Origin of the sequence: Kingella sp. (in: b-proteobacteria), from assembly GCF_030527935.1 — a bacterium.
Lineage (GTDB): Bacteria > Pseudomonadota > Gammaproteobacteria > Burkholderiales > Neisseriaceae > Kingella_B.
In genome coordinates this window covers 1-18,220 of the sequence record NZ_JAUMZV010000011.1, presented here as the reverse complement: position 1 = coordinate 18,220, position 18,220 = coordinate 1, and the positions used below count along the sequence as shown (strand labels likewise).

Here is an 18,220-nt window from a genome sequence, read left to right as displayed (position 1 = left end):
TTGCGAATTGAATCGCATTATGTGATAAAAAATGGGATTCGTCAAAAAGTGCGTTGCAGGCTTAGCCGTAGGGTGCTGTTGCTTTGTCCTGATACGTTAAACCGTGCGCTGGCGCTGATTGATGTTTCCCTGCTGATACCGTAGCCCACGCCAAAATGGGCGTAGGTGGCGGTATTTTTTGCCGCGAGCTTTTCGCCGTTTAGTCGGCTGGGCTGTTGCGCTATCCATTGCACGCCGCCTGTGATGCTGATGCGGTCGTTGGCGGCAAAGCTGATGCTGGGGTTGAGTGTGAAGTAGTTGCCTGCTTTGTATTTGCCTGCGGCGATGTTTTTGCTGCTGTTGATGTGGTATGTGCCTGTGAGCGATAGGACGATGGGGTCTATGGCTTTGTAGGTGGTTGCGCCGATTTGCCATGATTTTGCGCTGCTGGCTTTGCCATAGGATTTTTCGTAGGCGGTGGTTTCGGCAAAGCCGATTAGGGCGGGGTTTTTGCCGTCTTGTTTGAAGGTGTGGCTGATGCCGAGCGAGACGTTGGATAGGTTGTCGCTGCTGTGGCTGTTGGCTGCGCCGTTGTATGTGCGGTCGTTGCGCCATAGGTAGCTGGCGTTGCCGTAGAGTTCGGTTTTGGCGGTGATGCCGTAGCGTAAGCCGAGTGTGCCGATGATGATGTCGCTGTTGCGGCTGCCTTGTTGCAGGGCGGTGGGAACGGCGATGTAGCTGTTTGCGCCTGTTTGGATGTAGATGGGGTTGGCTAGGCGGGTTTGCTCGCGCTCAACGTTGGTGTAGCTGATGCTGCTTTCTAGGCGGAGTTTGCCTTTGTCGGTGAGCAGTTCTTCTAGCGATAGGGGCAGCTCTGCGGCAGCCTGAAAAGATAGGGGAAGCAGGAATAGGGTGGATAGGTGTTTGATATTCATGGCGTTGCGAGTGGTTGATTTTTCGCAAGCGTAGGGGATAGTGGTGGCGGGTTGTAGGGACGATTTGTCTGCGCTATGCGCCCAATGTGTCTGTTTTTTGCATACGGGAGCTGGGATATTTTCAGGCTGCCTTTTGCAAAGCGGGGCGCGGTTTTACAATGCGGGGCGTTGGGTTAATTTCTATAAACAGCGTTTTCAGGCTGCCTATCGTGCGGCATAAGGCAGCCTGAAAACCCGTTCAATCTCTATCGTAAACAAAATGAGGATGTTATGTTTTGGATGAATTTGATGCGGCGTTGCCGTGTGTGGCTGCGCAAACGCTGGCGGCAGATGCGGCGGCTGTCGCGCAAGTCGGTGCCGTTGCTGTATTTGATGATTGGTTCGCTGCTGGTGGCGGGGGTGTCGATGATTTTTGCGCAGATGGCGGAATTTGCTTTGGAGCACAATCGGCATTGGGTGAAAACTTATCCGTGGTTTGCTTGGGTGGCGTTGCCGCTGGGTCTGATGCTGATTGCTTGGCTGATGCGGCGGTTTGCGCCTTACACGGTGGGCAGCGGGATTCCGCAGGTGATTGCGTCGATTGCGCTGCCGTATGGGCGCACGAAAAAGCGGGCGGTGGGCTTTCGGGAGACGTTGTTGAAAGTGCCGCTGACGTTTTTGGGAATGCTGTGCGGGGCTTCTATTGGGCGGGAGGGGCCTTCGGTGCAGGTGGGGGCGGCGGTGATGGCAAGCTGGGGGCGATGGTGCAAGAAGCACAATTTGGCGTTTACGGGCTTGCAGGATAACGATTTGCTGGCGGCAGGCGCGGCGGGAGGCTTGGCGGCGGCGTTTAACGCGCCTTTGGCGGGGGTGATTTTTGCGATTGAGGAGCTGGGGCGCGATGTGATGCTGCGCTGGGAACGGCAGATTTTTATCGGCATTTTGGCGGCGGGTTTTGCGCAGGTGGCGATTATGGGCAACCACCCGTATTTCAGCAATTTTTATGCGTATGGCACGGAGGTGAAGCATTTGTGGCTTTGGGTGCTGGCGGTGGCGTTGGTGTGCGGCGTGATGGGGGGCTTGTTTAGCCGTTTGCTGTTTAAAGGCGTGGGCTGGGTGATTCCTGCGGCGGGCTGGAAGGCTTGGGTGCAGCGTCGCCCGATTTTGCTGGCGGGGCTGATGGGACTTTTGCTGGCGGCGGTGGGCACAATCAGCGGCGGGGATTCTTATGGCACGGGCGCGGCGCAGGTGTTGGAGGCGTTGCACAATCAGTATCACGCGCCGCTGGGGATGTCGCTGTGGAAATGGCTGGCGACGATTTTTTCTTATTGGGCGGGCATTCCGGGGGGGATTTTTACGCCGTGTTTAACCATTGGCGCGATGGTTGGGCATGATTTGGCGCAATTGGCGGGGCTGGGGCTGGGCGGCAATGTGTTGGTGCTGCTGGGGATGGTGGCGTTTTTATCGGGGGCAACGCAGTCGCCGCTCACGGCGAGCGTGGTGGTGATGGAGATGACGGGCAGCCAGCAGCTGCTGGTGTGGATGCTGCTGGGCGGTTTGGTGGCAACGGCGGTGTCGCGGCAATTTTCGCCCAAGCCGTTTTATCACGCAGCGGCGGCGCGGTTTCGGCAGCGCGTGGCGGAAGAATGTAGGGCGGAGAAGTAGCGGGGTGAGGCAGCCTGAAAATGGGGGGGTGGATTTCAGACTGCCTATTTATTCTTATCTCAATAGGCAGCCTGAAAAAGCAAAACCGTTTGGTGTTGCGCCAAACGGTTTTTTGTTGGGCGGACTGGATTTCAGGCTGCCGACTATCCCACCACAATAGGCAGCCTGAAAACCCGCCCCCCATTTTCAGGCTGCCTATTTCGCTTTACCATCATGCCCTTATCACTTGCAAAGGAAACCATCATGTACTTCATCAACGCCAACCATAACATCCGCGATGCCAGTCTCAACATCGCCCTAGAAACCTATCTGGTAGAAACCCGCCTAGTGGACGAACCCATCCTGCTGTTTTACATCAACTCCCCATCCATCATCATCGGGCGGCATCAAAACACCATCGCCGAAGTCAATCAGCCCTATCTGGACGAACACGGCATCCAAGTCGTGCGCCGAATGTCGGGCGGCGGTGCGGTGTATCACGACTTGGGCAATCTAAGCTATTGTTTTATCAAAGACGACGACGGCACCATCGGCAATTTTGATGGTTTCACCCGCCCCGTGATTGCCGCCCTGCACGACCTAGGCGCAACAGGCGCAGCCCTGCAAGGGCGCAACGACTTGCTGATAGACGGCAAAAAATTTTCAGGCAACGCCATGTATGTGCGCGGCGGGCGCATGACCGCACACGGCACCATCCTATTTGACTCCAACCTAGACGAAGTAACCCGCGCCCTGATGCCACGCAAAGAAAAAATCCAATCGCACGGCATCCAATCCATCCGCAAGCGCGTTACCAACATCAAACCCTATCTGCTGCCGCCATACCAAAATCTCACCACCCCCGAGTTTCGCGACATATTGCTGCTGCACATCTTTGGCGTGGCGCAACGCAGCGACATTAAAGAATACACGCTCAACGAGCAAGACTGGCAAAAAATACACGCCCTACGCGCCGAACGCTTTGCCAACTGGGATTGGAACTACGGCAAATCCCCCGAGTTCACGCTGGAATATTGCCAGAAATTCCCCGCAGGCTTGGTGGAGTACAAGCTAGACGTGGAACACGGACGCATCAAAGCCATCCGCATTTTTGGCGACTTTTTTGGCACAGGCGACATCAGCGACCTAGAACGCGCCCTTATCGGCACGCTGTACGAAAAACACGCCGTGCTAAACGTGTTCCAACGCATGAACGCGCAGCAATATTTTGGCGGTATTGGAGCTGATGCGTTGGCGGCGTTGCTGGTGGATGGGGTTTATGATGAGTAGGGCAGCCTGAAACGAGATTGAGCGTTTTAGCTTCGCTGAAACTCGCTTCGCTCGTTTTCAGACTGCCCTTATTCAATCCAGTCAAGCACCCTACGCCAATTGCTTTACGCTTCCACAATAAACCCACCAAAGGCAGCCTGAAACGAAGTTCAGCATAGCTAAAACCCCAATCCCCAAAACCATCCCCCGCCCAAACTCATTTTGCCAACACCGCAAATTTTCGCTAAACTCGCCCCGTTTTTATTTTTGCAACCACCCAATGAACGAACCCGAGCAGAGTTGCGGCAATCGCCGCCACTGCACACCCTAGCCCCAAAGGCAGCCTGAAAACCATATTGAGACGCTGATTAGCCTTGCTCACACGTCTCGCCCGTTTTCAGGCTGCCTTTTGCGTTTAGGGATAGGGCAACGCAGGTTAAGCAAATGCCACGCTGTGCGCCCGCAAAGGCAGCCTGAAAAACCAAACCCGCGCTGCTCGCCCATTCGTTCCCACCCAAAGGACTGCCACCACAATGGACATCAGTTGGCTCGCCGAGCCGCAAACATGGATAGGTTTCGCCACGCTGCTTATATTAGAAGTGGTGCTGGGCATTGATAATCTGGTTTTCGTTGCCATCCTAGCGGGCAAAGTAAAACCCGCGCTGCGCGACAAAGCCCGCATCGTTGGGCTGGCGCTTGCCGTGCTCATCCGCATCATCATGCTCGGCTTTATGGCGCACATCATCACGCTCACCCAGCCGCTGTTTCACCTAGGCGCGCACAGCGTGTCGGGCAAAGATTTAATCATGCTTTTCGGCGGCATATTCCTGCTCTACAAAGCCACCACCGAGCTACACGAGCGGCTAGAAGGCGAAAACCATTTCCAAGTTGCCGACACACATAAAAAACACGCCGCCTTTTGGAGCGTGGTGGCGCAGATTGTGGTGCTGGATGCCGTGTTTTCCATAGATAGCGTGATTACCGCCGTGGCGATGGTGGAACACATCATCGTAGCGATGGCGGCGGTTGCCGTCGCCATGACCGTGATGATAACCGCCAGCAAAGTGCTGACCAATTTTGTGGACAAGCATCCCACCGTGGTGATGCTGTGCCTAGGCTTTTTGCTGATGATAGGGTTTAGCCTGATTGCCGAAGCCTTCCATTTCCACATCCCCAAAGGCTATCTCTACGCCGCCATCGGCTTCTCCATCCTGATAGAAGTGTTTAACCAAGTGTCGCAAAAAAATACCAAGAAAAACGACTACGCAGGCAGCTCATGGCGACAACGCACCGCCGAAAACGTGCTGGGCATGATGGGCATCCGCGAAACGCTGCTAGACAAAAACGGCAGCGATAACGGCGATGGCGAACATTTTGAAGACAACGAAAAATCCATGATACGCAGCGTGCTCACCCTTGCCGAACGCCCCATTTTTGGCGTGATGATACCGCGCAGCGACATAGAACGGCTGGACATCTCGCAAAGCAAAGACGAGCAAAAAGCCAAGCTGATTGAATGCCCCTATTCGCGGCTGTTGGTGGTGGGCAAAGCAGGCGTGGACGAACCCTTGGGCTACATCAACAAAAAAGACCTGCTCGCGCAAATCCTAGAAACCGGCGAAACCCACATTCAGGCTGCCTTAAAGCAACCGCTGATGCTGCCCGAAAGCGCGACCGCGCTGCAAGCCATAGAGCTGTTTCGCAAACACAGCGCCGACTACGCCCTAGTGGTGGACGAATTTGGCGCAGTGCTCGGCATGGTAACCATGAAAGACTTGCTGGAAACCATCGCAGGCGAGTTCCCCGAAGAATTTGAGCGTGAAGAAGAACCCAGCGTGCAAGAAAACACCGACGACAGCCTAACCGTAGACGGCGCGCTGGAATACGTAGAACTCGCCCCGCAGCTCAACCTACCCCCGCCCGCCGAAGATACCGATTTCCACACCGTAGCAGGCTTGATTATGGAGCAAATGCAAGACCTGCCCGAAGTGGGCGATAGCATCCAATTCCACGGTTGGCAGTTTGAAGTATTGGAAAAAGACGGGCATCGCATCGAGCGCGTGAAGATTAGCCGCGTGCCCGAAGAAGAATAGGCAGCCTGAAAACGCAAAATGGAACGGCAACGGCTCGTTGCCAAACAGCGTGCAACCCAAACAGCGTTTACCAGCACACCACTGCCCCACCATTTTCAGGCTGCCTTTGCCCAACCGCATAGGCAGCCTGAAAAGCCATTTTGCCCATCAAAGGCAGCCTGAAACGAAGTTCAGCGTAGCTAAAACCCTACCCAAGCCCAACCACACCAGCCATTTTTAACGCCAGAACACGGCTTGCAAGCAAGCCGTAGGGGACGCGGGGATAGTTTTCAGGCTGCCCCATATCGCCCCGCGTTCAGGCAGCCTGAAAACAATAAACCCCACCCCGCCACCCATCCCCTAAAACCAAAAGCAGCCTGAAAACCAGTTCCCCAGTTTCCAGGCTGCCTTTACTATATGGCGCAACGCCCATCAAATCACATCTTGTTTAACCTGCGCCGCATCCGCCGCATTATGGTTCAGCAACACGCTCAAACTGCGCCAATAATCATTCTCCACACCCAGCATCATCACACCTTGCTCCGCGCCCAGAGATGGTTTGCCACGCATCGCCACTTGGCGCATAAACGATTCCGCCGTAAACGCATCTTGTAGCGATTGCAGGCTCACATAAACATGGCTGGCGTTGCTGGCAAGCAAGTTGGGTTGTGGCAGCGACCATTCTGTTTGCGCCATGTTGGCATCAGGGTTCACATCAGACTGGGCGGTTTGCGGCGCGGCTGTTTCGTTGGAAGCCACCGTCATGCTGTCGCCCGCTTTCAACGCTTCAATGCGCACATTGGTTGAGCCTTGCTGGATAAAGCCCAACGCCTTTGCCGCACCTTTGGACAAATCCAGCACGCGCTTGCCGTGGAAAGGCCCACGGTCGTTGATGCGCACCACAATGGTTTTGCCGTTGGCCAGATTGGTTACCCGCGCATAGCTGGGAATCGGCAAAGTGCGGTGGGCGGCGGTTAAGGCATTCATATCAAAACGCTCGCCGCTGGAAGTTTTTTTGCCATGAAAGCCCGGCCCGTACCAAGAAGCACGCCCTGTTTGGCTAAAATTTTTCTCTACGCTTTTTCTTGGGTAGTAGCGTTTGCCCGCCACTTTGTAGCTTAAATTGGCGGTGGAATGCAAAGCTTCTGCTTTAACGATTTTGGCTTGCCCCTGCGCTTGGGCGGATTGCTCCGTGCGCGTGGTTGAGCAGCCTGTTGCCAGTAATACAAAAACGCCCGATAAAAGAGTATGTTGAATTTTAGTCAAAATGTGTTCCAGTTCTTGAGTTGAAGATATTTGCAAGCCTAAACAACTATATATTGTGATGCGTATAGTTGTTTTTGGGGTTTACGAGCCGCCTGCGTAGCCCAGTTGTCGCCATGCTTCAAACACCGTAATCGCCACCGTATTGGATAAATTCATGCTGCGATTATTAGGCATCATGGGGAAACGAATTTTTTGATTTTCAGGCAGCGTATCCAAAACCGCAGCGGGCAAGCCGCGCGTTTCGGGGCCAAACAAAAATACATCGCCAGCCTGAAAAGCTACGCTATCGGGGCGGGTTTTGCCCTTGGTGGTGAGCGCGAAAATGCGTTTGCCGGCCAGAGCGTTCGCGCATTCGGCAAAGTTTTCGTGCACAATCAGCGTGGAAAATTCGTGGTAATCCAAACCCGCCCGCTTCATTTTCGCGCTGTCTAACGGAAAACCCAGCGGTTTAATCAGCCGTAACTCGCAACCTGTGTTGGCGCAAAGGCGGATGATGTTGCCCGTGTTGGGCGGAATTTCGGGTTCAAATAAAGCAACGGTAAACATGGTTTATTCCTAATTTGTTGATTATAAACAATAATTTGCAAAACCAATTCCGTTGCAAGCCGTGCAATATGCGCCTTTTTGCAACAGTAAGTCAAATCTTTTTTCACTTATTACACGCGACTACACAGGCATAAACTTCGGCAGCCCCCGCCATAAGCAAGACGCGGGATAATTCGGCGATGCTGGAATGCGTGGTGCTAACATCATCAATTATCATAACTTTACAATCCTTAACGTTTGCATCAAGGCGAAATGCGCCGCGTATATTGTGGGCACGGTCTGCGGCGGAAAGGGTGGATTGCGGCGGTTTGGGTGCGCGATACACCGAATGGGGCGGCAAAAGGGGGATTGTGTAGCGTTGTGTAATGGTTTGGGCAAGGCGGTCGCATTGGTTAAACCCGCGTTGCAGGCGGCGTTCGCGGCTGATGGGCATGGCAAGCACGGCATCAAAGGTTTGGCTGGCGAGCCACGGCGGGGGATTTTCGTGCAACAGCCATGTGAACACGGGGGCAAGATGGCGGCTGCCGTGGTGTTTCCATGCGTGCAGCAGGGCGGGGATGGGGGCGATGTATTCGGCACACGCCCAAAATGCGGAATAAGGCGGCGGATGGCGTTGACAGTTGCCGCACAGGGCTTGGTTTAGGCTGAACTCGCCGCAGCGCGGGCAAAGGTGTTGCGGATTGGGGAACAGTTGGCGCAGTTCGCTTTGGCAGGCGGTGCAGAGCGCGTGGGGCTGGGCGGTGTGGCAGATAAGGCAGCTTTGGATGTTGGGGAACATGGTGGGGGCGGGTGGTAAGTGATGCGGTGGGATAGCGTGCGCCAAAGGCAGCCTGAAAGTGGGATTGCATGGCAATGGCAAATGGTTTTGGCTTTGCTGAACTTTGTTTCAGGCTGCCTTTGTTTAGATGATTTCTCAATGGTTAAAACTATGTTCGCTAAACTGCGCTATTTTAAATTTTTGATAACACATACAATGCGCCATCTCAATTCACACAGGAAAGAAAACTATGTTTACTCGTTTACAAAATTTGCAAGACGCGGCGTTGTGCTTGGTGCGCGTGGTTACGGGCTATATGTTTTTGCAACACGGTTTGGCGAAATTTTTTGAATTTCCCGTTTCTATGACAGGTGGGCATGGGGCTGTGCCGTTGTTTTCGCTGTTTGGCGCGGGCGGCGTGCTGGAACTGGCGGGCGGGGCATTGTTGATGCTGGGCTTGTTTACGCGCCCTGTGGCGTTTTTGCTGGCGGGGCAAATGGCGGTGGCGTATTTCTTTATCCACGGCGGCAATGTGCTGCTGCCTATGACCAACGGCGGCGAGTTGGCGGCGTTGTATTCGCTGATGTTTTTGCTGCTGGTGTTTACGGGCGGCGGCAAATATGCGCTGGATGCGGTGTTATGCAAAAAGCAGGGCTAGGCGGGTAAACCTGCTTTCAGGCTGCCTTAACGCATAAACCCATTTTCAGGCTGCCTTAACGCGCGCAGTGAGAGATGAAGCAAACACGTTTTGTGGATGGCAAAACGTGTTTTTGTTTGGGCTTTATTCAAGCGGGCAAACCGTTTCAGGCTGCCTTAACTCAATCATCCATATAATCATCAGGCTCTGCGCCAAAGCGGTTATCGCCTGCCGTGCCTTTCAAGCAAAGCAGCGCAAACAACACCGCTTCGCCCGCATACGGCACAAACGCTACCAGCAGCCACCAGCCCGAATAATCGGCATCGTGCAAACGGCGCAAGTGGGCACAATGGTTGCCAGCGCGTAGAACATCATCACATAAAACGGCAGCCCAGCCGCGCTTAAATCGCGCAGGCGAATGCTGTCGCCCAACTCGCGGGGAAACGCCGCCACCAGCCACATCGCCAGCGCAAAGGCAATGCCTATTTGCACCAGCGAAAACCGCCAGTATTCCTTGCGCCCCGCGCGTCCGCTGAAATGGGCGTATTGTTTGGGCACGGCGAAAGATTCGTCCATTTCTCTCTCCTTGTGTTTCAGGCTGCCTTGTAAAGGGGCTGTTTACAATGGGTGTTGCGGCGGCTTTCGCGCCATAAAACGGCATCTGCCGCGTTGAAAATACTCGCCTATGGATGGCATAGGCTTGCATTTTCGCCTTGCATCTGCCATTTTTTGACGCAAAATCCGCTTCGCAAACCCATTGTAAACAGCCCCTAGTAGGCAGCCTGAAAACCCTTTACCCAATAATCCGATGCGCCATCAGCTCTTTTTTCAAATAGGCATAGCACACGGGCGCAAGCACAATCCCGCCGATGCCAAACAAATGCTCAAACACAATCATCACCAGCAGCAACTCAAACGCTTTGGCGTTCACCTGTTCGCCGATGATTTTCGCGTTCAAAAAATACTCGGCTTTGTGAATCACCACCAAAAACACCAACGACACAATCCCCGCCGTCAGCGAATTGCCCAAGCTGATAATCACCACGGCGGTGTTGGAAATCAAATTGCCGATAACGGGGATTAAGCCCGCAAAAAACACCAAGCAAGTGAGCGTGGTTTTAAACGGCAGCGAAATGCCCGCCGCAGGCAGCGCCACAAACAAATACAGCGCGGTGAGCAAAGTGTTCACCGTAGAGATTTTCACCTGCGCCACAAACACATCTTTAAACGATGTTTTAAAGCCCGATAGCCGCTTAATCAGCGATTCCGACAAAAAACCCGTGTATTGCGCCTGCTTGCTGTGCACCACATGGGTTTTGAGCATGATGCCCACGATGATGCCGATTAAAATATACACAAACGAAGTAACGCTTTTTTTGCCCGCCTGCATAATGTTTGCGCTGTGCGTTTTGAAAAAGGCGGAAATTTCTTCGCCGATGTTGATGCCTTCGGGCAGGTATTTGTCCGCGCCGTAGGACGCGAGAATTTGTGGCAAGCGGTGATACATGGCTTCAAATTCGGCAAGGTTGATTTTGGTGTAGCCCGCATACACCGCAATGCCCAGCATGGCGCACACCGCCAACGCGACAGACAACGCCGAAATCAGATGCACATGCTTGTGTTGCAGCCGCCCGCCCAACGCCTTGCCCAGCATCGCGTTCGCGCCTTCAATCAGGCAATACGTCATCAAAATGCTCACAAACAGCACCACAAAATGAAAATGCAGCACACCAAACAACACCAACACAGCAATCGCCAGCGAGATTAAAAAAGGCGCGCCTGTGTCGTTGCTTGCTGGGGCTGGGCTGGGATGAATGGGTTGATGGGCGGGTTGATTGTTAGATTGCGGGGATGCGGTATCGGGGGGATTGGGGTTCATCGTATTACTCCAAAAAGAAAGGCGCAATCTTAACAGAAAGGGGTGGGGCGAAACATCAACCAAAGGCAGCCTGAAAACGAGCGAAGCGAGTTTCAGCGAAGCTAAAACAGCATTTCAAAACACGTTTTCAGGCTGCCTAACTGCATTTTCAGGCTGCCTTTGCCCTTGCAATCCATTTAATCCGCCCCATTTGATAAAACCTATTCTCAACAACCAAACGAAAGCACCGTTATGTCCCACAACATTCTACTCGATCTCAACAGCGAGCCCGCCTTTGACCAAATCCGCGTGGGCGACATCAAGCCCGCCATGCAAACGGCGATGGCAGAAGCCCGCGAGCAAATCGCCGCGATTAAGCAGCAGCCTGAAAGCACATGGCTCAACACCGTAGAAGCCCTAACCGACATTACCGAGCGCGTGGGGCGCATTTGGGGCGTGGTCGCGCATTTAAATTCCGTGGTGGACGCGCCTGAGCTACGCGCCGTGTACAACGAGCTGATGCCCGAAATCACCGTATTCTTCACCGAAATTGGGCAAGACATCGCGCTCTACGAACGCTTCAAAGCGATTAAAAACGCGCCCGAATACGCCCAGCTATCGCCCGCCCAGCAAACCAAATTGGCGCACGATTTGCGCGGCTTCGTGTTAAGCGGCGCAGAATTGCCGCCCGAGCAGCAAGCGCGGTTTGCTCAATTGCAAACCGAATCCGCCCAGCTTTCCGCCCAATTCTCGCAGAACGTGCTGGACGCAACCGATGCCTTCGCGCTGTATTTTGACGATGCAGGCAGCCTGAAAGGCGTGCCCGAAGACGCGCTGGCGATGTTTCAGGCTGCCGCAGCCGCCGAGCAAAAATCAGGCTACAAAGTCGGGCTGCAAATGCCGCACTATCTCGCCATCATGCAATACGCCGACAACCGCGAATTGCGCGAACAGCTTTACCGCGCCTATTCCACCCGCGCCAGCGAGTTCGGCAAGCCAGAGTGGGACAACACCGACCACATCACCCGCATGCTCACCATCGCCCTAGAAGAAGCCAAACTCTTGGGCTACGCCGATTACGCCGAGCTATCGCTGGTAACCAAAATGGCAGAAACGCCCGCGCAAGTGCTCGCTTTTCTGCGCGATTTAGCCCGCCGCGCCAAACCCTTTGCCGAGCAAGATTTAGCCGAAGTGCGCCAATACGCCGCCGAGCATCTAGGGCAGCCTGAAATCCAATCGTGGGATTTAGCCTACGCCAGCGAAAAATTGCGCGAAACCAAATACGCCTTTTCCGAAACCGAAGTGAAAAAATACTTCCCCGTTAGTAAAGTGTTGGCAGGCTTGTTCGCGCAAATTCAACGGCTGTATGGCGTAACGCTGCGCGAGAAAACCGTACCCGTGTGGCACCAAGACGTGCGCTATTTTGAATTGGAAAAAGACGGCGCAGCGATTGGCGGCGTGTACATGGATTTATACGCCCGCGAAGGCAAACGCGGCGGCGCGTGGATGAACGACTATCGCGGGCGCAGACGCTTTTTGGCGGGCGAACGCGCGGGGCAAGTGCAGCTACCGATTGCCTATCTGGTGTGCAATTTCACCCCGCCCGTGGGCGACAAAGAAGCGCGGCTCACGCACGATGAAATCATCACCCTGTTCCACGAAACAGGACACGGCTTGCACCATTTGCTCACCCGCGTGGACGAATTGGGCGTAAGCGGCATCAACGGCGTGGAATGGGACGCGGTGGAATTGCCCAGTCAATTTATGGAAAATTTCGTGTGGGAATACGCTGTCTTGCGCGAAATGTCATCGCACGAAGACACAGGCGATGCGCTACCCGAAAGCCTGTTTGCCAAAATGCTGGCAGCCAAAAACTTCCAGCGCGGCTTATTCTTGGTGCGCCAAATGGAGTTCGCGCTGTTTGATATGCTGATTTACAGTGAACGCGATTCAGGCAGCCTGAAAAACTGGGCGCAAGTGTTGCAAGACGTGCGCCGCGAAGTCGCCGTGGTGCAGCCGCCCGAATACAACCGCTTTGCCAACAGCTTCGGACACATCTTCGCAGGCGGCTACTCCGCAGGCTATTACAGCTACGCATGGGCAGAAGTGTTGAGTGCCGATGCCTACGCCGCGTTTGAAGAAAGCGACAACATCGCCGCCACAGGCGCGCATTTCTGGAACGAAATTTTGGCCGTCGGCGGAAGCCGCAGCGCAGCGGAAAGTTTCAAAGCGTTTCGTGGGCGCGAGCCGAGCATTGATGCGTTGTTGCGACATAGTGGGTTTGCGGATTAAGCCTGCGAGCGTGTGAATATAAATAGGCAGCCTGAAAACGATGTTTGGCGTTTTAGCTTCGCTAAAACTCGCTTCGCTCGTTTTCAGGCTGCCTATCACGTTTACGCGCGTCAACAATATTCCATTTAAATTAAACAAGATAGTCCCAGCTTGCACCAAGCCCATCGCACCAACTCTTGACGAAGCAAACGTTTGCCTATAAGATGCGCATCTTTCGGGTCGTTAGCTCAGTCGGTAGAGCAGCGGACTTTTAATCCGTTGGTCGAGCGTTCGAATCGCTCACGACCCATACTCCTTTTTCTAGCCTAAACAATTGTTTAGGCTTTTTTTTCTGGTTTCGTGATTGGGCTCGTGTGTCCAATTTGTGTCTTTTCCAAAAGAAAAACCGTCCAAAATGGCAGCGTGTTGTTGCAAATGTTCAGGCGACAGATGGGCATATTTCTGCACCATTTTGATGCTCTCCCAACCACCCATTTCTTGCAAGGCTGCTAGGGAAACACCACTTTGCACCAACCAGCTTGCCCAAGTATGCCGCAGGTCATGCCAACGAAAATCGCTGATGCCTGCGACTGCTAGGGCATTACGCCAAATGCGAGAACTGATGCTGTGCAGCCGCCGTCCTTTGCTGTGGGTAAACACATATTCTTTGTGTTTGCCCATTTGTCTGTTTAAAACAGCCAATGCGGTTTGATTAAGCGCGATACCCAGCGAGTGTCCTGATTTGCTTTGTTCGGGATGTATCCATGCAGTTTTGCGCATCATGTCCACTTGCGACCATTTCAAATCCAACACATTGCGTTGTCTCAATCCTGTTGCCAAACTAAAAATGACCATTTCTGCCATGTAATCAGGCAGCACGGCAATCAGTTTTTGCGCTTCGGCGGGATGTAGCCAACGGATGCGGCGTTTGGGTTCACGATAAAGCGATAGCTTGGGGGCTTTGTCCAACCAGTACCACTCAAACTCTGCTTTGCGCAAAATAGCGCGAATAAGCGCGATATAGCGGTTTTTGGTGCTGTTGCTACACGGAAAGGCAGCAATGGCGGTGGTGATGCAATCGCGGTTTAGCTCGGTAAGCATTTTGCCTTTAAAGGCAACAGTTAAACCACGCAAGCGGCTTAAATCATCTTGGATACTTTTCTTTTCATCTCCTTTCTCATGTATCCAACGTACGGCAGCTTCTTCCCATGTGTGTTGCGGGGTTTCTCCTACTTTATGGGTAAGCCATTGCTCGTATTTCAATTTATCGTGCAGCCTTTGGGCTTCTTGTTTGTTTTGCGTGCCAGTAGATTGTCTAATTCTGCTGCCGCTCGGTGTCCGAATGTCAATGTACCAGACACCGTTTTTTCGTTGATAGATGGGCATTGTTGTTTACTCCTGCTGCGAGCCAATGCCTGCACGGATTGATTTTCAGCTTCGGCAAGCAATGCGTCAAGATGGGCTTGGTGGATGCAATAGCTGCGTCCGATTTTTGCGGCGAGTAATTTGCCGCTGCGTATCATTTCGCGCACCGTTTCAGGGTGGCATTTAAGATAGGCAGCGGCTTGGGCGACGTTGTAGGTTTGGCTGTTCATGAGTTATACCCATACCAATCACTATTTTGCGCAACGTATTCGCAGATGATTTCAGCGTTCTCACGGTCTGACTTGGCTAAAAAATCCACCCACGCGAGTGTGTTGTTGCCATCGTTTCTCTTCAATGCGCCCGCAGCGTTATCTATCGCCCATTGCAGCATTTCATCATCTACTTTGCCTTGAAAGATACGGGGGACTTCTCGCCGAATATCGCGGTTTAGAATGATGCGCACTAGGGTGTAAAGCTCAATATAGGGCATGGGGGCGCGCATTTGGTCAAGGACGGCTTGTTTGTAGGCAGATAATGGTGTTTGCGTTTGCATGGTGGTTTCCTTTGCTATCGGTTCGCAATCATCACAATCGCCAGCAAAATACTTTGCACAACAAAACCCAGTAGCAAAAGCGTTTTCAGGCTGCCTGAAAATCGTGTCCAGTGTTGCTGGATTTGCTGCTGGGTCTGTTGTTGCATACGTTGGCTGATATTGGTGTGCAGCGTGGCTTCATTTGCTTGCTGTGTCTTGGTATTGCTGGCAAGAATTTCTTTGATGATTTCCGTTTTAAGCTCTTGCAACTCTTGGCTGGCTTCAATAATGGGCGTGGCGGTTTCGGTTAAGGCAGCCTGAAAGTTAGCTATATCGTATTGAAACTGCGCGATTTGCTGCTTTTGGATGTTTTCCATCACCGCAGCAAACATGGCTTGCATGATTAACATATCGCGAATGGATACATCATGCGCTTCAACTTTTAACCCCGCGCGCTCGTAAACTGCTGTGCTGATTTCATTGGCATTCAAGAGTTTTAGCTTTGTGTTGGGTCTTGCATCTGATTTCATGCTGACTTATCCGCTTTGGGCAACGTGCGTTTCTTGTGCCACACTTCGCTGGTAACGAAAGGAACTCGGTCTAATTCTGCCCAAATCATGTCGCGAAATTCAGCCAAGCGGGTGCGCGTCCAACGTCCGAAATCAGCACTTTTAGCCACTTCATGAAACGTAGCGTGCTGCTCGGTCATTTGCTTAATGTCATCACCATAAGTGTCTATATTGACAACAGGAATGCGAACAATGCCTGCGATTTTGTCGCAATAAGCATTACAAATTTCAAACTGCTCAAATGGCTTACCTTGTTCTTGGATTTCACCATGCAAATGCTCATTAAGCCAAACGATAACTTGCGCATCAATGCTGCTCAACACCCGCGCCAATCCTTTGATGCACTCGTTTTTGGCTTGCCCACCGTTAAGCGGAACGTGCATCACCATGCGCACATTTTCACGCATCAACATGGCATCTACATTCGCTTCGGCGATGTAAGTCATCAAAGGGTCAAAGGTAGATGTACCTGCATCAATCACGGCAATGCCTTTTGTATCAATCACCGTGTCCATCAATCCATCAAATTTTTTGATGTTAATCACAGGACGGTCATCCGCTTTAATCTTGATGTATTCAGGCTTTAATGCTTGGTATGCCGCAAAAGTTTGGTTGTCGGGGTCGGTGTCAAAGCAATAAAGTTTGTCATCCGAACGGTCTTGCAAATATTGTGCTAAAAGCATCGCCACAAAGGATTTGCCCACGCCACCTTTAGATTGCACCACAAAATGCACTTCTTTCATTTCAAAAACCTTTCTTTGTTCAAATTCAAAATCAAAATCAAATGATTATTCACAAGAAAAAAACCACTTTGAGCTCGGAAATGGTTTTTGCATTGTGAACAGCCAAACCGCTTTCAGGCAGCCTGAAAGCAAAAAAGCAAAGCAAAAAAACCGCCAACGATGCCCACCGTTGGCGGCAAAAGCTACGGAAAAAGAAGAAACTAAACCGCAGCAGGAGTTAAATGGTTTAGCGGTTTACAAGCAGATTGAATTAAACGAATTTAGGGTAAACGAATTTATTGCCGTACATCCGCCCACTTGCCCCCTTGTTTCGGGTCGCCCACATACTTCACGCTATCGCTTACCCGCGTCCATTCGTGGTCATGGTAAGCCGAGCAGTAAGAGGGTTTGGCATTGAGCACCACCACTTTTTGCACATCTTGGCACTCTTGCACGGGTTTATTTTTTGCGCTCAAACTGCGCATCGCGCTTTTGTTGGCAACCACTTTGCACTCGCGCACGGTAATCGTGCGACGCATCACACGGTTCAATTCTTTGGCATCGCATCGTCCCGCGCCATTTGCCAAAGCACGATTTAACTCTTGAATGTCTTTATCGCCCGAAGTTGGACAAAGGTTTAAGAAGTCTTGCCGTGCTTGAATGGTTTTGTGCATTTTTTTGTGATGAATGCGGAAATAGCGGTCAAGTGATGGATTGCATTCGCTGGGTCGCGTACCGCTGGATAAACACAAAATGGCTTCGCAGGCGAGCTTGGTATCGCCTGTTAGTAAATCAGGCTGGACTGCCGGGTTGGCGGGCGCAGCGGATGCAATGCTGGGGGCGAGCAGCGCAGTGGTTAATAGAATGGCGAGTTTGGATGGTATGGATTTCATGGTATCTCCTAGGTTTTAAGAAAAGGGAAGGCAGCCTGAAAGATAGGTTTTCAGGCTGCCTGAAAGTGGGTATCGCTGCCGCACAATGTTTTTTGGTTTTCCACGACCACCACAATGTTTTTGGCTTTCCACTGCCGTTGTGGGGGCTTTGATACCCGTTGAGAAAAAAGGGGAAAGTTGAAATTTTCAAATTAAGGCTTTCGCTGTATCCACCCTACCCGCCATTCAAACGCATACAACACGCTATCAGGCAAGGCGTAATCATTCATGCAATCGCGCAAAATGGCGGAATAGGCGTAAACACCGTTGGCATAAGCAAGCATTCTTTGGGGATGCGCTCGCAAATCATTTCGCACCATAAAACGCAGCACGCAAAACAGCAGTGGCACAACCAAAACGGTAAGCAGCAAGCAAATCAGTATTACCCCGATACCGCTCTGCATCCATTGCGGGTAAGCAGGCAAAAGGGATAGCAGAAACAGCAAAGCAAAGGTAAGGACTGCATCAATCAACAGCAGCAACCCAAAGATGAATGCGACATAGTGTTCAAACAATAGCTTAACGAACAAACGCATCACAGTGCAGCCAATCTATACCGTCTGCGCGTATAAGCATTTTCAGGCTGCCTTGCCAGTCGCACTACAAAATAGCCTGTGTAGTGGTCAAATGTAACCAGCCCCTTACGCTTGGCTGCAACGGCACATTTGCGTTTGCCATCATCGGCAGCGTCAAAATGCGAAACGGTGATAAATGGGCGATAGGCGAGTGTGGCGAGTAGTTTCTCTTCTGTCCATTTGCGGCTCATGGTGCATCCTTTCAAAAAATAGGATTTTGAAAACAAGAAGGCAGCCTGAAAAACCAAACTTTCAGACTGACTCAAAAAGGCGAGCATCTAACCGCCCGTGTTAAGATTAAGTTTCCGACTA

General features: G+C 52.2%; 19 protein-coding genes, 1 tRNA gene and 3 pseudogenes. 9 read left to right on the top strand and 14 right to left on the bottom strand.

Going from position 1 to position 18,220, the window contains the following annotated elements; translation table 11 throughout:
- Window positions 1-41: 41 nt before the first annotated feature.
- Entirely contained in the window at window positions 42-914 is an 873-nt protein-coding gene (locus Q4A85_RS04960; protein ID WP_303108167.1) for a meta-pathway of phenol degradation family protein, read from the bottom strand.
- Window positions 915-1,202: 288 nt separating this feature from the next.
- On the opposite strand from Q4A85_RS04960, the gene Q4A85_RS04955 reads away from it, so the two are divergent.
- From Q4A85_RS04955 to Q4A85_RS04945, 3 genes are read left to right on the top strand one after another with little or no spacing between them, the layout of a single operon-like run.
- Window positions 1,203-2,558, top strand: a complete 1,356-nt coding sequence (locus Q4A85_RS04955; RefSeq protein WP_303108165.1) for a chloride channel protein — start codon at window positions 1,203-1,205, stop codon at window positions 2,556-2,558.
- A gap of 20 nt (window positions 2,559-2,578) precedes the next feature.
- Complete coding sequence (locus Q4A85_RS04950; RefSeq protein WP_303108163.1) at window positions 2,579-2,827, top strand: hypothetical protein; 249 nt, start codon at window positions 2,579-2,581, stop codon at window positions 2,825-2,827.
- The gene (locus Q4A85_RS04945; RefSeq protein ID WP_303108161.1) at window positions 2,802-3,827 is read left to right on the top strand and encodes a lipoate--protein ligase; all 1,026 of its coding nucleotides are present in this window, start codon (window positions 2,802-2,804) and stop codon (window positions 3,825-3,827) included. The genes Q4A85_RS04950 and Q4A85_RS04945 overlap by 26 nt, the downstream gene beginning before the upstream one ends.
- A 347-nt stretch (window positions 3,828-4,174) precedes the next feature.
- Here Q4A85_RS04945 and Q4A85_RS04940 read toward each other — a convergent pair whose 3' ends face one another.
- Window positions 4,175-4,324, bottom strand: a complete 150-nt coding sequence (locus Q4A85_RS04940; RefSeq protein WP_303108159.1) for a hypothetical protein — start codon at window positions 4,322-4,324, stop codon at window positions 4,175-4,177.
- 15 nt (window positions 4,325-4,339) lie between these two features.
- On the opposite strand from Q4A85_RS04940, the gene Q4A85_RS04935 reads away from it, so the two are divergent.
- The 3 genes from Q4A85_RS04935 to Q4A85_RS04925 are packed head-to-tail and all read left to right on the top strand — an operon-like array spanning window position 4,340 to window position 6,259.
- The gene (locus tag Q4A85_RS04935) at window positions 4,340-5,899 is read left to right on the top strand and encodes a TerC family protein (protein ID WP_303108158.1); all 1,560 of its coding nucleotides are present in this window, start codon (window positions 4,340-4,342) and stop codon (window positions 5,897-5,899) included.
- Window positions 5,900-5,948: 49 nt separating this feature from the next.
- Window positions 5,949-6,119, top strand: a complete 171-nt coding sequence (locus Q4A85_RS04930) for a hypothetical protein (RefSeq protein ID WP_303108156.1) — start codon at window positions 5,949-5,951, stop codon at window positions 6,117-6,119.
- A gap of 14 nt (window positions 6,120-6,133) precedes the next feature.
- A complete protein-coding gene (locus Q4A85_RS04925; RefSeq protein WP_303108154.1) occupies window positions 6,134-6,259 on the top strand; it encodes a hypothetical protein in 126 nt (41 codons plus the stop codon).
- A gap of 309 nt (window positions 6,260-6,568) precedes the next feature.
- On the opposite strand, the pseudogene Q4A85_RS13230 reads toward Q4A85_RS04925, so the two are convergent.
- The 3 genes and pseudogenes from Q4A85_RS13230 to Q4A85_RS04910 all read right to left on the bottom strand — a co-directional run.
- Window positions 6,569-7,144: pseudogene (locus tag Q4A85_RS13230) on the bottom strand (septal ring lytic transglycosylase RlpA family protein); the annotation flags it as partial.
- An 81-nt stretch (window positions 7,145-7,225) separates the two neighbouring features.
- Window positions 7,226-7,690 (bottom strand): tRNA (cytidine(34)-2'-O)-methyltransferase, encoded by a 465-nt coding sequence (locus Q4A85_RS04915; RefSeq protein ID WP_303108152.1) that lies wholly within the window; start codon window positions 7,688-7,690, stop codon window positions 7,226-7,228.
- 103 nt (window positions 7,691-7,793) lie between these two features.
- Window positions 7,794-8,549: a ComF family protein gene (locus Q4A85_RS04910; protein WP_303108150.1), complete on the bottom strand. Its 756-nt coding sequence runs from the start codon at window positions 8,547-8,549 to the stop codon at window positions 7,794-7,796.
- A gap of 148 nt (window positions 8,550-8,697) precedes the next feature.
- On the opposite strand from Q4A85_RS04910, the gene Q4A85_RS04905 reads away from it, so the two are divergent.
- A complete protein-coding gene (locus Q4A85_RS04905; protein WP_303108149.1) occupies window positions 8,698-9,105 on the top strand; it encodes a DoxX family protein in 408 nt (135 codons plus the stop codon).
- A gap of 160 nt (window positions 9,106-9,265) precedes the next feature.
- Here Q4A85_RS04905 and Q4A85_RS04900 read toward each other — a convergent pair.
- Both Q4A85_RS04900 and Q4A85_RS04895 read right to left on the bottom strand, forming a co-directional pair.
- Window positions 9,266-9,660: pseudogene (locus Q4A85_RS04900) on the bottom strand (DUF805 domain-containing protein).
- Between the two features lie 217 nt (window positions 9,661-9,877).
- Complete coding sequence (locus tag Q4A85_RS04895) at window positions 9,878-10,963, bottom strand: AI-2E family transporter (RefSeq protein ID WP_303108147.1); 1,086 nt, start codon at window positions 10,961-10,963, stop codon at window positions 9,878-9,880.
- A gap of 231 nt (window positions 10,964-11,194) precedes the next feature.
- Here Q4A85_RS04895 and Q4A85_RS04890 point away from each other — a divergent pair, with 231 nt between their 5' ends.
- Together Q4A85_RS04890 and Q4A85_RS04885 are read left to right on the top strand one after the other, a co-directional pair.
- Window positions 11,195-13,234 (top strand): M3 family metallopeptidase, encoded by a 2,040-nt coding sequence (locus Q4A85_RS04890; RefSeq protein ID WP_303108145.1) that lies wholly within the window; start codon window positions 11,195-11,197, stop codon window positions 13,232-13,234.
- Between the two features lie 216 nt (window positions 13,235-13,450).
- Window positions 13,451-13,523: transfer RNA gene (locus Q4A85_RS04885), tRNA-Lys, on the top strand.
- Here the strand turns inward: Q4A85_RS04885 and Q4A85_RS04880 are convergent.
- The 7 genes and pseudogenes from Q4A85_RS04880 to Q4A85_RS04850 form a co-directional block, all read right to left on the bottom strand.
- A pseudogene (locus Q4A85_RS04880) lies at window positions 13,514-14,557 on the bottom strand (tyrosine-type recombinase/integrase). The gene Q4A85_RS04885 and the pseudogene Q4A85_RS04880 overlap by 10 nt on opposite strands.
- Window positions 14,473-14,808, bottom strand: coding sequence for a helix-turn-helix domain-containing protein (locus tag Q4A85_RS04875; RefSeq protein ID WP_303108141.1), 336 nt, complete (start codon window positions 14,806-14,808; stop codon window positions 14,473-14,475). Before Q4A85_RS04875 ends, Q4A85_RS04880 begins: the two are co-directional and overlap by 85 nt.
- On the bottom strand, window positions 14,805-15,131 hold the full coding sequence (locus tag Q4A85_RS04870) for a hypothetical protein (protein ID WP_303108140.1): 327 nt from the start codon (window positions 15,129-15,131) through the stop codon (window positions 14,805-14,807). The genes Q4A85_RS04875 and Q4A85_RS04870 overlap by 4 nt, the downstream gene beginning before the upstream one ends.
- Window positions 15,132-15,145: 14 nt before the next feature.
- Entirely contained in the window at window positions 15,146-15,601 is a 456-nt protein-coding gene (locus Q4A85_RS04865; protein ID WP_303108139.1) for a hypothetical protein, read from the bottom strand.
- A gap of 35 nt (window positions 15,602-15,636) precedes the next feature.
- A complete protein-coding gene (locus tag Q4A85_RS04860) occupies window positions 15,637-16,422 on the bottom strand; it encodes a conjugal transfer protein TraL (RefSeq protein WP_303108137.1) in 786 nt (261 codons plus the stop codon).
- 275 nt (window positions 16,423-16,697) lie between these two features.
- Complete coding sequence (locus tag Q4A85_RS04855) at window positions 16,698-17,294, bottom strand: TrbM/KikA/MpfK family conjugal transfer protein (RefSeq protein WP_303108135.1); 597 nt, start codon at window positions 17,292-17,294, stop codon at window positions 16,698-16,700.
- Window positions 17,295-17,868: 574 nt separating this feature from the next.
- Window positions 17,869-18,099: a hypothetical protein gene (locus Q4A85_RS04850; RefSeq protein WP_303108133.1), complete on the bottom strand. Its 231-nt coding sequence runs from the start codon at window positions 18,097-18,099 to the stop codon at window positions 17,869-17,871.
- Between the last annotated feature and the right edge of the window lie 121 nt (window positions 18,100-18,220).